The sequence below is a fragment of the Legionella sp. PC997 genome (assembly GCF_014109825.1).
Classification (GTDB): domain Bacteria; phylum Pseudomonadota; class Gammaproteobacteria; order Legionellales; family Legionellaceae; genus Legionella.
On the sequence record NZ_CP059576.1, the window covers coordinates 1,670,881 to 1,684,232 of the forward strand.

Below are 13,352 nucleotides of genomic sequence, written 5' to 3' on the forward strand. Positions count from 1 at the left end.
CGAAAATGGGAGGAAGTAATTGGACTATCTCTATAGTTTGGGCAATATTTTAATGCTCCTCAGCCTTTGTTTCAGAAAAGTGCTCTTTCTTCGCACCATCTTCATATTATCTGATTTATCATTTTTACTTTATGGTGTATTAGCTAATGTGCCACCGGTTGCTTATTGGGCAATCGCATCGTTAATTATTAATTTTGTACAGATTGGTTTTTTGTTAAGAGATCTGATGCCGAGAGATTTGCCTTATGATTTACAACAGATAAAGGATCTATTTTTTGTAAGCATGCAAACAAGTGACTTTATTCGTCTGATTAAACTAAGTAATCGAGGTAATTCAAGAAATGAAAAAATATTAACCAAAGGTGAGCCAGTAGAACATTTAATGTTGATTACTAAAGGATTGGTATACATTGAGTTAGAGGAAGAGATTATAGAAGTAGGACCGTATCATTTTATTGGAGAGATGAGTTATTTTAGAGATGGAAAAGCTAGCACTACCATATATGCAAAGGATCCTGTAGATTATTTATACTGGAATTATTCTGACTTACATCGTTTACAAGAAAACAAACCTTCATTATTTATGAGAATGGTAGAGGCAATGGGGAAAGATATTATATTGAAAATGCTCAATCAAACAGAACAACAAAGAAATTAGGGTGATATTCTTTAGTTGCAGCGAAGCAGGTAATATTAAGAACAACTTCACTGCACCCATTTCCAACACTAATTTTTTAAATTTAAATCCAAATATTGTTCTGCATCCAGAGCTGCCATACATCCCACTCCCGCAGAGGTAATGGCTTGTCGGTACACATGGTCAGCTACATCACCACAAGCAAATACTCCAGGAATGGATGTGCTGGTAGCCATACCTTCCAATCCCGATTTAATAACAATATAACCATTATTCATAAGAAGTTGATCTTTAAATAAGTCCGTATTAGGTGTATGCCCTATAGCAATAAATACCCCGTCCACGTTTAATAATTCCTGTGAATCGGTTTGTACATTGCGAATTAAGGCGCCAGTGACTTTTTTACCATCTCCGATGACTTCATCAAGAGTGGAGTTCCATATTATTTTAATATTGCCTGTACGCGTTTTTTCGAAAAGTTTATCCTGAAGTATTTTTTCAGCACGTAGACTGTCACGTCGATGGATCAAAGTTACTGAAGAAGCTAGGTTAGATAAATACAGTGCTTCTTCAACTGCCGTATTTCCTCCACCAATAACACACACGGTTTTATTGCGATAAAAAAAACCATCGCAAGTCGCGCAGGCAGAAACCCCTCGACCTTGATAGGCTGATTCTGATTCGAGTCCTAAATAACGAGCGGAAGCTCCTGTAGCGATGATAAGAGCATCACACGTGTACGTATCACTATCACCATGAAGTATAAAAGGTGCTTGTGCTAAATTTGCTTTAACAATATGATCAAAAATAATTTGAGTTTCAAAGCGTTCAGCATGTTTTTGCATGCGGTCCATCAGGGCAGGGCCTTGTAATCCCTCAACATCGCCGGGCCAGTTATCTACATCTGTTGTGGTCGTTAATTGACCTCCTGGCTGCATGCCAGTGATTAAAACGGGATGAAGATTGGCTCTTGCAGCGTAGACTGCAGCGGTGTAACCTGCTGGTCCTGAACCTAATATAATTAAGCGGTGATGATTGCTTGAGCTCATTCTCTCTGCCTTCCTTAATATTTTGATATTTTGTGTTAAGATGGCGAATATTATGACAAAAACAAAGATATGAAAATACCTATGGAAAAACAACATTCGGGAAAAAAATCTGGTCTTTCTAAAAAACACATGCCTAGCTATGTTGTGAAACGACTTAGCGAAGGTAGTTTTATATTAATTTTAACAAGTGCCTTTTTTGTGCTCTTGTCTTTGCTCTCTTATAAAAACAGTGATCCAGGGTTTTTCCATGCTTCGCGTGCTGGAGCTGCTGTTGCAAACTCAGGCGGACAAGTAGGTGCATACATTGCTGATGCTCTTTATTTTACATTTGGGTATTTTGCTTATTTGGTACCTATCGCTTTTGCTTATATTTCATGGGCTTTATTGCATGATGTTCATACCTTAAAAATTCTTGATAAACGAGTTTTATTGCTTCGCTCTATTGGTCTGATGCTTATGTTTGCTGGAGGGTGTGGCTTATTAAGTCTTGAAGCGGAAATGAGTCGATTAAGCTTCATCCATGGCCCCGGAGGATTAATAGGGCAAACTGTGGGTGGTGGTTGGTATCAAATGCTGAACTTACACGGAGCGAGCTTGGTTTTATTGGCCATGCTTTTAGTAGGAACTACTTGGTTAACCGGTTTATCCTGGATAAAAGCCATCGAGCTTATTGGTTTATATACTTTATTCACTGCAAATTATATTTCTAAAACGGTACAAAAAGCAGTACATTTTTTTAAGAATCAGTTTGCACGAACCCCGTCAAAAGAATCCACCAAAATACCTCGTGAAAAACCTGCTCCAAAATTATTTAGGCCTAAGGTAGAGAAAGAAAAAGAGGTGGTTATTCCTCCTGTTCTACTGAGTAATGAAATAAAACCTGAAATGGTTAGAAACGAAAGTAATAAATCTGAAATTAATAGACCCGAAATTGTTAAGCCTATTAAAGAAGTAAAAGAAATTCGGCTTCCCAAGGTTAGTACTTCAGGCGAATTGCCTTCTTTAAGTTTATTGGATAAAGGTGAGCCAGGTAAGCCTATGGGTGGGTATACTCATCACGAGTTAGAGAATTTATCGCGAGAAGTAGAGCAACATTTGTTAGATTTTGGTATTCAGGCGGGTGTGGTTGCGGTTCACCCAGGACCTGTCGTGACTCGTTTTGAGTTGCAATTGGCTGCAGGTGTTAAAGTAAGTAAGCTTACGGCCTTGGCTAAAGATTTAGCTCGCTCTTTATCGGTAACTTCAGTCCGTGTAGTCGAAGTAATTCCAGGTAAAACTGTAGTTGGATTGGAATTACCCAATCATTCACGAGAAATGGTTCGTTTATCAGATGTTTTATTAGCGGATGTATACCAACAGGCTCACTCACCCATTTCTTTATCTTTAGGTGTGGATATAGCAGGGCATCCTGTCGTTGTTGATTTAGCAAAAATGCCTCATCTCTTGGTCGCTGGAACGACGGGCTCTGGAAAATCAGTGGGCATCAATGCCATGATTCTAAGTATTTTATTTAAGGCAACTCCGGAGCAGGTACGTTTGATTATGGTGGATCCTAAGATGTTGGAGTTGTCTGTTTATGACGGTATCCCTCATCTGTTAACTCCTGTTGTAACAGATATGAAAGAAGCTGCTAGTGCTCTGCGTTGGTGTGTTGAGGAGATGGAGCGACGTTATCGATTAATGGCGGCAATGGGAGTACGAAATTTAGCTGGATTTAATAGTAAGATCGCTGAAGGAATCGCTAATGGCCAACCGTTAGTTAACCCTTTATGGAAACCTGTTGACTCAATGGATGAATCCGCTCCAGAGTTAGAACCCTTGCCTTATATTGTTGTCATGATTGATGAGCTTGCGGATATGATGATGGTCGTGGGTAAAAAAGTAGAACAATTAATTGCACGTATTGCTCAAAAAGCACGGGCAGCAGGAATTCACATGATTCTTGCTACTCAAAGGCCTTCAGTAGATGTATTAACTGGATTAATTAAATCAAATATTCCTACACGAATATCGTTTCAAGTTTCGTCAAAAATTGATTCTCGTACTATATTAGATCAACAAGGCGCGGAACAGTTATTAGGGCACGGGGATATGCTGTTTTTGGCTCCCGGAAGTGGCGCACCCTTACGAGTTCATGGCGCTTTTGTTGATGATAAAGAGGTACATCGTATTGCTGATGACTGGCGCGCACGTGGAGAGCCTAATTATATTGAGGATATTTTAAAATTAACGAACGATGGCAATGAAGGTGGTTCGGATGAAGATGGTCAATCTGCAGAAGATGATGATCCTCTTTATGATCAAGCAGTAGAGTTTGTTATTCAAACACGTAAGGCAAGTATTTCTGCAGTTCAACGACGGTTAAAGATAGGGTACAACCGGGCAGCGCGAATGGTTGAGGAAATGGAGCGAACTGGGATTGTGGGGCCATTAGATGGTGGTTATCGAGATGTCTTAGTATCATCTGTAACGGAGGATTAGTTATGAAAAAAATATTAATAGCATTACTTTTAAGCGTTTCTACTGCAGTTTTTAGTGAAACCCCAGATGTATTGTTACAGAATAAATTAAATAGTATTCGCTCAATGACCGCAGTTTTTAAGCAATCTGTAAAAGCAAAACATCGTGTAGTATCTCGTTCATCAGGAACTATGGCATTACAAAGACCTGGTCGATTCCGATGGCAAACTTTGCAGCCTATGGCGCAATTAATGGTAGCTGATGGCCAGAAAATTTGGGTTTATGATAAAGACTTAGAACAAGTCACTGTTAAAACACAAAGAAAAGGCTTAGGAGGAACTGCGGCTTTGTTCTTAAGTGGTTATGACAATACTGTGACACGAGACTTTAATGTGACTCAGAGCAACATGGGAAATGAAATCGTTTTTGATTTGAAATCAAAATCACCTAAAGCCAATTTCCAACGCATAAAACTCGTCTTTCGGCAAAACAATTTAACAGGATTAGAGTTATACGATCAATTAGGCCAAGTAACTACGGTCCAATTATCCCAAATTAAATTAAATCCTAAATTGGCTACTAATTTGTTTCAATTCAAAACGCCAAAAGGGGTTGATGTGGTTCAGCAATGAGTTTATTTGAAACCACGCCTACGCCGCCACTCGCTGAGCTTTTAAGACCTCGAAGCCTGGATGAAGTGATTGGTCAGAGTCATTTATTAGGTGAGGGGAAATCCTTACGGCTCAGTTTTGCTGCTAAAAAACTTCATTCAATGATCCTATGGGGGCCACCCGGGGTCGGGAAGACCACAATTGCTCGAATTACTGCTGAAGCTTTTGATTGCGAATGGATAGCACTGTCAGCAGTATTTTCTGGAGTTAAAGATATTCGGGCCGCAGTTGAAAAAGCACAAGAAAATCTAACTTTGGGTAAACATACCATCTTGTTTATTGATGAAATTCATCGTTTTAACAAAGCCCAACAAGATGCATTATTGCCCTTTACGGAATCAGGTTTGGTCACTTTCATAGGTGCTACTACAGAAAATCCTTCTTTTGAAGTGAACTCTGCTTTGTTATCACGAGCTCAAGTTTATGTTTTAAAGTCATTGACTGATGAGGAGTTGAAACAGTTATTTCAAAAAGCGTACCAGGCTGTTTTATCCTCTATTCAATTTGATGACGATGCGATAGATATGCTTATTGCATTTGCCGATGGGGATGCAAGACGGTTTTTAAATAGTCTTGAACAATTACAAACGGCCTGTGCTGCAATGAATAATACACATGTAACCAAAGAATTTGTGGTGAATTCATTGGCAGAGCAGGTCAGGCGTTTTGATAAAAGTGGAGATAACTTTTACGATCAAATTTCTGCCTTACATAAATCCGTTCGTGGCTCTAATCCTGATGCGGCTTTATATTGGTTATGCCGTATGCTCGATGGAGGAGCCGATCCACGTTATTTGGCACGGCGTATAGTGAGGATGGCTTGGGAAGATATCGGTTTAGCTGACCCGCGTGCCATTCAAATTGCAAATGATGCCGCACTAACTTACGAAAGACTAGGTTCTCCTGAAGGCGAACTCGCTCTGGGAGAAGCGGTCATATATTTATCAATTGCAGCAAAAAGTAATGCGGCTTATGTCGCTTTTAACCAAGCGAGGGATTTTGTAAAAAAAGATAAATCGCGAGAAGTCCCTATTCATTTGCGCAATGCACCAACGCATTTAATGAAAAAACTAGGACATGGAAAAGAGTATCGTTACGCTCATGATGAACCACATGCTTACGCTGCTGGCGAACATTATTTACCTGAAGGCATGCAGGAGCCTGGTTGGTATAAGCCTGTTCCTCGTGGTCTGGAAATAAAAATTGCTGAGAAACTTGCGTTTCTAAAATCACTGGATGAAAACGAACCAAAATCTTAGTTTTGAACACAGCAAACCACTCCTTATCCTGAGTGCAACAAGGGATCTTCACGCTGTAGCATTGTTTTGCGATGGGAGAGCCCCTCGTCACCCCCGATTGACAGGCCCCAATAGATCCCAGGTTTGGCTGCATGTCTAAATGCTGCGCTGGGATCTAGGCTACAAGACCTATAAAAGTACTTTAGGTTCCAACTACTCTCATAATTTACAATCTGGGAGATTCCAACTGGACTCAATGATATTGGCGCCAGCTTCGTGCTGTTTACTATAATTAAATATCAAGGGCTTATCGTAACTAAAAAAGGGTGCATAAAAATTTTTATAAGATACTTGTCCATCGGTAAGAAATACAGAACATGTATTGGGTAAGAGTTCCGCTACACTTTTAATGTTTTTATATCGAGAATTTTCACCAATGTAACTGTGATCAAAACCCAAGAAAGCCAGGTAAGGTTCCTTATTATTTTCCTTTTCAATAATTTTTGCTGCGTTACCATTGAAACTATGAATTCTGAACTGTTCATCTCCATCTAAGTATTTCATTTGGAAACTTTTAATACAGGATAAAATTGCTGGATAAGAATCGAGCGCCACTATACGAATCCCGGCTTTTTTGGCTGCTTTTACTATATCCGTATACCCCGAAAATCCGCATCCACTTGCCAGATCTTTGAAGTATAAATAGGCAGCTAGTTCGGGTGGAAGCTCGTCACTCGTGCTATGAAAATAGGCATCGAGCAATTGTTGATGGCGATCATAAAAAAGAAATTCAAAAAATAAAGTTTTTATGCCTAATTGCTTAAAGTATTCTAAATTTCCAATAAGAAATTTTTTGGGAAATTTGTGATGATGAATTTCGCCTAAGAAGATTCCATTAGGAAGTGTTTTATTATTTTTTAGCTCCTCAAATGATTTTTTTAATGCCTCTTTTCTTTGTGGTACTGAGAAGTAAGAATGTGATGCTTGTGAAAAACTCCAGCCAGAATGAGAGTAATTTGTTTTTTGGGCCAAATTTATGGATAGTTGGCATAATGATTTAATTTCAGATATATATTCATCCACGGGTTTATTATGCCAAAGACGATAGCGGTTACTCTCCCAAGTGGAAGCAAAAGGTTTTTCAGTTAGATGAAGTTGTAGTTTTTCATCAAAATCAGTATAGGTGATTAGAACCTCTAATTCATCGGGATAATAGTCAAAGAAAATTTGTCGTTGTTCATCATCAAAAGAAATTTTAATATGTTCCCGCGGAAAACCTTTTTTAACTAAAGCATCAATTAATTGCTGATAACATTGTTTAATGATCGGGTAATTAATCTCTTCAATTGATTCGCTATTGATTCCTTTTAGAATGCATATGCTCATGGGTAAGCCCTCTAATTTTAGTAGGGGCGCTTTTTAGAGATTGTATCCTGAACATTGGTATTGAGTTTGTGGAGAAGTTATAGCGCCAAATCCAACTGTACATACTCAACCTGAAAAACAATGTTCAGGTTACTCATGCACATATTCATATTGGGACGCATTATTGTCATAAAATTACTATGTTTGAATAATTTAATAACAATATATTTATCATGTTTACTCTTAGATGTCAATAAAAAAGTCATATCGTGGGTAAGCCATTAATTACATGATTTTAAATGTATTTTCATTTTATTCTAAATTTGCTACAGTCATCTAATTAATTATAATAATTTCATCAAGTATGCATTATTCTAATTACCAAACATGTGCTGTAAGACCACAAATACCTCTTTCTGAGTGGGATATCTTATCCAGTTTGCCAACTGCTTTGGTAATTATCAATTCTCAAGGACGAATTGTGTGGTTAAATCCACCGGCCGAAGCTATGCTAGGTTATGGATTACTTGATTCCCTATGGTTGGATGTGATTCTACGTGCTTTTGTACCTCGTGCTGACGATGGGCATGAAGTTTCTCTGGCAGATGGGCGTCGGGTTCACGTAGCAATCGCCACCTTGGATAGCTTGCCAGGTATATTAGTTAGTTTAACGGATATAACTGCTACACGGGATTATGAAAAAGCCAAAGAAAATGAAAAACGTTTGGTCTCAATCGGTACAATGACTGCACAACTCGCACATCAAATCAGGACACCATTAGCTTCGGCAATGTTGTATACAGAACATTTAAACAACCTTCCTGATTTAGAATTTCGTACTCAAAATTGGATTCATCGATTACAAGAATGCCATACCAGTATTGAACAACAAATCCAGGACTTGTTACTGTTTGCACGAGGTACTACAATCGAACCCACCCGCATGGATATGAATTATTGGTGTTCCTTACTCGTGCAACGTGCACAGCCATATGTCTTAGCTAATAATGTCAGCTTCAATGTAAGTAATAAGCTGTATACTCGTGAATCATTAATTCATGCAGAGTCATTAATTGGTGCTGTTTTAAACTTGGTGATCAATTCCTTGCAATCAGATGCGACAGAAATTAATTTAACACTTGCATCTATAGATAATTCAGGTATACAAATATCAGTAGAGGACAATGGTAAAGGAATGACAGAAGAGGTGAAGAACCAGGCTTTTTCCCCTTTTTATACTACAAAAGCCCAAGGCAATGGTTTGGGATTAGCAGTCGTTTACGCAGTAGTTAAAGCACATGGTGGTCGATTGAGTCTAGAATCTACGGAAGGAGTTGGTACACAGGTTAATTTGTTTTTGCCGTAAATATGTTGAGTGGTCATCCTGAACATGGCAAAGTGCTCTGATTTAACTTAGGTTAAATTCTTGAAGTGCTTAACCAAGCTTAGGATGATATCCTTTTTATAACACTTAGAAAAAGGACTTTCTATGAGTCATGTTTTAATCGTTGAAGATGATCCAGTATTAAGGGAAGCGCTGGCTGAAACAATGACTATTGCTGGCCATACATATATTACCGCTAAAGATGGCAAGGAGGCTTTGGCTCTTTTAGAAATCCATAATCCATCAGTGGTATTAACGGACATTCGTATGGATGAACTAGATGGAAATCAATTACTCGCGGAAATCCAAAAGAGAAGACTTGGATTACCGGTGATTTTGATGACCGCTTATGGGTCAGTGCAAGATGCCGTGAATGCGCTTCATCATGGTGCGGTAGATTATTTACAAAAACCATTCAGCGCTCAAGTACTGACTGAAAAAATCAATCAATACATTAAAGTTGAGTTTGATGAAGATACTGGAGAGCCCATCGCTAAAGATCCAAAAAGCCAGGCTTTATTAACGATGGCTTTAAAAGTCGCTCAATCAGATGTTGGCGTTATGATTAGTGGTGAGAGTGGAACAGGAAAAGAAGTCTTAGCCCATTTTATTCATGATCATTCCTCTCGAAAAAAGCAACCCTTTATTGCAATTAATTGTGCGGCAATTCCTGAGCAAATGCTTGAAGCGACATTATTCGGTTATGAAAAAGGTTCATTTACTGGGGCGTATAAATCAACCCCTGGGAAATTCGAACAAGCGCAGGGAGGAACTTTACTTCTTGATGAAGTGAGCGAAATGCCTTTAAGCCTACAAGCTAAATTACTCCGCGTTTTACAGGAAAAAGAAGTAGAGCGAATTGGTGCTAATAAAACAATTAGTTTAGACGTTCGGATTTTAGCTACTACGAACAGACAACTCAAAGATGAAGTCAAGGCGGGTCGATTTAGGGAAGATTTGTTTTATCGGTTAAACGTGTTCCCTTTGCAGTGGCATCCTTTACGTGAAAGAAAGAATGATATCATTCCCTTGGCTAATTATCTGATTCGTAAGCATTGTCAACATAAACAACCAGTGGTCCCTGTGATATGTCCAGCGGCTCAAAAATTGATGTTGGCATATCCTTGGCCAGGAAATGCGCGTGAGTTGGATAATGTGATTCAACGCGCTTTAGTGCTACAAACTCAAGGCATTATAGAAGCAGAGCATTTACAATTGTCATTAACTGCTACCTTAGTTCCCGATACTGCTCCAGGTGCTAATAGTAAAAACTTACAAATCCATGAATTTGAATTGATTGAAAAAACATTATTGGAGAATGAGGGAAATAGACAAAAAGTAGCTGCTTTATTGGGTGTAAGTGAGCGTACGTTACGCTATAAATTAGCAAAAATGCGCGAAGAAGGTTATACAGTATAAAAATTTTAGTGGCCGGTGCTTTGAGGACCTGAATGAAGATAAAGCCATCACTGTGGATTAACCGGTTTACTTGAAGCAGATAAAAAAGGGATATAACATCAAATACAATGAGGTTAATAGGGATATGAGTGAAATTAATACAGCTAATATACTAAATCAGATCAAAACAATGTCTGCTAAAGCTGAAGGAAAAATTCTTGAGGCAGAAGCAAATCAATCTCCTTTTGGCTCTGTATTTCAACACGCTATGAATCAAGTCAATGACTTACATCAATCTGCGGATGCATTAAAAACCCGTTTTGAAATGGGGGATCCTAATGTAAGTCTTGGGGAAGTGATGATAGCAGCCCAAAAATCCAATTTGGGGCTTGAAGCTACTGTTCGAGTTCGTAACAAAGTGGTACAAGTGTACCAAGACATTATGAATATGCCAGTATAATTAGGAGTTTAGTATGGCATTGGCTGATAGTGCATCAACAGTTGCTGCAAAATTTGCAAATCTCTCTATTGCTCGACAAATTGGTTTATTAATAGGTGTGGCTGCAAGTATTGCGATTGGCTTGGCTGTTGTTTTATGGTCTCGTGATCCGAATTATGTTCCATTATATACGCAAATGAATGCGCGTGATGCTGCTGAGATAGTATCTGCTCTAGAACGTAACGGTGTTGATTTTAAGATTGATAATAACAACAGTATGATTTTGGTTGCGGCGGATAATCTGCAAAGTGCGCGGCTTAAATTGGCTATGGAAGGATTGCCTCGTGATCCAGTGGGTTCAGAAGAACTTTTTTCCAATGCTAATGCATTTAATAGTAGCCAATTTATGGAAAATGCACGGTATAAGCAAGCTTTGGAAGCTGAATTGGCCCGTACTATAAGTAAGTTCAATGATATTAAATCAGCTCGAGTCCATTTAGCAATTCCACGCGAATCAGCTTTTGTTCGTGATGCTCACGAACCCAGTGCTTCGGTGTTCCTGGATGTCTATTCTGGTTTAGAACTTAAAAAACATACAATTGCAGCCATTGTGAACTTAGTTGCATCAAGTATCCCAAATTTATCTGCATCTCGGGTGACCGTTGTCGATCAGGATGGGCAATTGCTAAATGAAGGTGGGGGACAAACCTTTTTTACTGAGACGGAACGATTTTTAGATTATAGACAAAATTTAGAGCATCAATATGCTCAAAAAATTCAAGATATTTTGACGCCAATATTGGGTTATGGGCGAGTAAGGGCGAAAGTTTCTGCGGATATTGATTTTACAAGTTATGAACAAACACAAGAACTGTTTAATCCTGAACTCCCTTCTTTGCGTAGCGAGCAAACGATGGAAGAAAAACGCAGTGCGTCAAGTGATGCTGTTGGAGTTCCAGGCACTTTATCCAATACACCGCAAACGAATCCTGCTCTTGCTGCCAAGAATGTACCCCCTAAAAATGGGCCGCCCCCCACACAGCAGCAAACAGCATCGGATACAAATCAGTCCACCGATATACGTAAGCAAAGTACCAAAAATTTTGAGTTGGATAAAACGATTAGTCATACCAAAAATCAGCCTGGGACGATTAAACGACTTTCAGTTGCTGTATTAGTAGATAATCGAGCCGTAATGGATGAGAAAACTAAAAAAATGACTAAAGCTCCTTTGACTCCAAAGGAAATTGATCAAATCAAATTACTGGTTGCAGATGCAATTGGGTTAAATGTACAGCGTGGTGATAGTCTGAATGTAATTAATACGGGATTTGTTAAACCTGACCCTGTTGCAGCTATTCCTGAGGAACGTTTTTGGCAGAAAGATATCTTCTGGTCGATAGTGAAGCAGGCAGTAGCTGCGATATTTGTTCTGGCTTTAATCTTTGGCGTACTAAGGCCTATGCTCAAAACCCTTGCCACTAATCGAACTGTTAGTAGTATTGTAAGTGATGAGCCCCCTATAGGGGATTTAACTTACGATGGAACCATCTCCATTAAAGACGCTAATGATTATGAGTCACAGTTAAATTTATTACGGCAGGTTGTGGATAAGGAACCCAAACGTGTGGCACAGGTAGTTAAAAATTGGGTTGATCGGGGGTAACTATGGATGGAATAGAGCGTGCGGCCATCTTGCTATTAAGCATGGGTGAGAAAAATGCTGCTGAAGTATTAAGACATTTGGAACCGAGACAAGTTCAAAAGGTTGGTGTTGCGATGTCGACTTTGAGTAATGTTACTAAGGCAAAAATGGAAAATGTCCTGGTGGAATTTACCCATGCTATAGGAGATCAAACGAGCCTAACCGTCGACACTGAGCATTATTTACGCACAGTGCTCATTGAAGCTTTAGGCTTGGAGAAGGCAACTCCATTTATTGACCGAATTTTGGTCTCTGATAAAGACAGTGGACTTAACCGTTTAAAATGGTTGGATGGTCGATTAATTGCTGATGTAATTCGCAACGAGCACCCACAAATTATTGCCACCATATTAATTCATTTGGATAGTGAGCAAGCAGCTGAAGTAGTACGCTATTTTAGTGTTGATAAACGATCGGAAGTCTTATTGCGTATGTGCAATATTGATACCGTAAAACCAGAAGCCATCTCCGAGCTAGGACAGGTTATAGAGAAACAACTAAGTGGTCAGAAGGTGAGTAAAACCGCCTCTGTAGGAGGAATTAAGAGTGTTGCTGATGTAATCAACTATTTCGATGGTGCTATGGAAGAAGAGGTATTGAATAAAATAAAAGATTGGGATGAAGAGTTAAGCGAAAAAATCAGAGACAAAATGTTTGTCTTTGAGAACTTGGTAGATATGGATGATCGAAGTATGCAAACGTTATTGCGAGATGTTACGCCTGAACAATTAAAACTGGCTTTAAAGGGGACTACCGAGCCTACTAAAGAAAAAATATTCTCCAATATGTCTAAACGAGCTGCGGATTTATTGCGTGAGGATATTGAACTACAAGGACCTGTAAAAGTTGTTGATGTAGAGCGTGCTCAACGTGATATTTTAGGCATAGCAAAAAACCTTGCTGAAGACGGTAAGATTGCTCTGGGCTCTAAGGGTGGCGATGATATGATTTAGTGGGTTGGCAGGCAACCAACTCGATTTCTGATTGGATATGATTTGCAGGATAA

The 13,352-nt window shown here is 39.0% G+C and carries 11 protein-coding genes; 9 read left to right on the plus strand and 2 right to left on the minus strand.

Annotation, left to right across the window (positions count from 1 at the left end; all coding sequences use genetic code 11):
* Positions 1-19 precede the first annotated feature (19 nt).
* Positions 20-658 carry a cyclic nucleotide-binding domain-containing protein gene (locus tag HBNCFIEN_RS07095; protein WP_182393377.1) on the plus strand — a complete coding sequence of 213 codons (639 nt, stop codon included), beginning with the start codon at positions 20-22 and terminating at the stop codon, positions 656-658.
* Positions 659-726: 68 nt separating this feature from the next.
* Here HBNCFIEN_RS07095 and trxB read toward each other — a convergent pair whose 3' ends face one another.
* Positions 727-1,686 (minus strand): thioredoxin-disulfide reductase, encoded by a 960-nt coding sequence (trxB, locus tag HBNCFIEN_RS07100; protein ID WP_182393379.1) that lies wholly within the window; start codon positions 1,684-1,686, stop codon positions 727-729.
* A gap of 81 nt (positions 1,687-1,767) precedes the next feature.
* Here trxB and HBNCFIEN_RS07105 point away from each other — a divergent pair, with 81 nt between their 5' ends.
* The 3 genes from HBNCFIEN_RS07105 to HBNCFIEN_RS07115 are packed head-to-tail and all read left to right on the plus strand — an operon-like array spanning position 1,768 to position 6,076.
* A complete protein-coding gene (locus HBNCFIEN_RS07105) occupies positions 1,768-4,167 on the plus strand; it encodes a DNA translocase FtsK (protein ID WP_182393381.1) in 2,400 nt (799 codons plus the stop codon).
* 2 nt (positions 4,168-4,169) lie between these two features.
* A complete protein-coding gene (gene lolA / locus HBNCFIEN_RS07110) occupies positions 4,170-4,778 on the plus strand; it encodes an outer membrane lipoprotein chaperone LolA (protein WP_182393383.1) in 609 nt (202 codons plus the stop codon).
* Complete coding sequence (locus HBNCFIEN_RS07115; RefSeq protein ID WP_182393385.1) at positions 4,775-6,076, plus strand: replication-associated recombination protein A; 1,302 nt, start codon at positions 4,775-4,777, stop codon at positions 6,074-6,076. The genes lolA and HBNCFIEN_RS07115 overlap by 4 nt, the downstream gene beginning before the upstream one ends.
* 198 nt (positions 6,077-6,274) lie before the next feature.
* Here the strand turns inward: HBNCFIEN_RS07115 and HBNCFIEN_RS07120 are convergent, their stop codons facing one another.
* Complete coding sequence (locus HBNCFIEN_RS07120) at positions 6,275-7,441, minus strand: hypothetical protein (protein WP_182393387.1); 1,167 nt, start codon at positions 7,439-7,441, stop codon at positions 6,275-6,277.
* 343 nt (positions 7,442-7,784) lie between these two features.
* Between HBNCFIEN_RS07120 and HBNCFIEN_RS07125 the strand changes: the two genes are divergently transcribed.
* From HBNCFIEN_RS07125 to fliG, 5 genes are all read left to right on the plus strand, one after another.
* A complete protein-coding gene (locus HBNCFIEN_RS07125) occupies positions 7,785-8,786 on the plus strand; it encodes a PAS domain-containing sensor histidine kinase (protein ID WP_182393389.1) in 1,002 nt (333 codons plus the stop codon).
* Between the two features lie 123 nt (positions 8,787-8,909).
* On the plus strand, positions 8,910-10,223 hold the full coding sequence (locus tag HBNCFIEN_RS07130; RefSeq protein WP_182393391.1) for a sigma-54 dependent transcriptional regulator: 1,314 nt from the start codon (positions 8,910-8,912) through the stop codon (positions 10,221-10,223).
* A gap of 124 nt (positions 10,224-10,347) precedes the next feature.
* The gene (gene fliE, locus HBNCFIEN_RS07135; RefSeq protein ID WP_182393392.1) at positions 10,348-10,662 is read left to right on the plus strand and encodes a flagellar hook-basal body complex protein FliE; all 315 of its coding nucleotides are present in this window, start codon (positions 10,348-10,350) and stop codon (positions 10,660-10,662) included.
* A 13-nt stretch (positions 10,663-10,675) separates the two neighbouring features.
* The gene (fliF, locus tag HBNCFIEN_RS07140; protein WP_182393395.1) at positions 10,676-12,307 is read left to right on the plus strand and encodes a flagellar basal-body MS-ring/collar protein FliF; all 1,632 of its coding nucleotides are present in this window, start codon (positions 10,676-10,678) and stop codon (positions 12,305-12,307) included.
* Between the two features lie 2 nt (positions 12,308-12,309).
* Positions 12,310-13,299, plus strand: a complete 990-nt coding sequence (gene fliG / locus HBNCFIEN_RS07145) for a flagellar motor switch protein FliG (RefSeq protein ID WP_182393397.1) — start codon at positions 12,310-12,312, stop codon at positions 13,297-13,299.
* Positions 13,300-13,352: the final 53 nt, after the last annotated feature.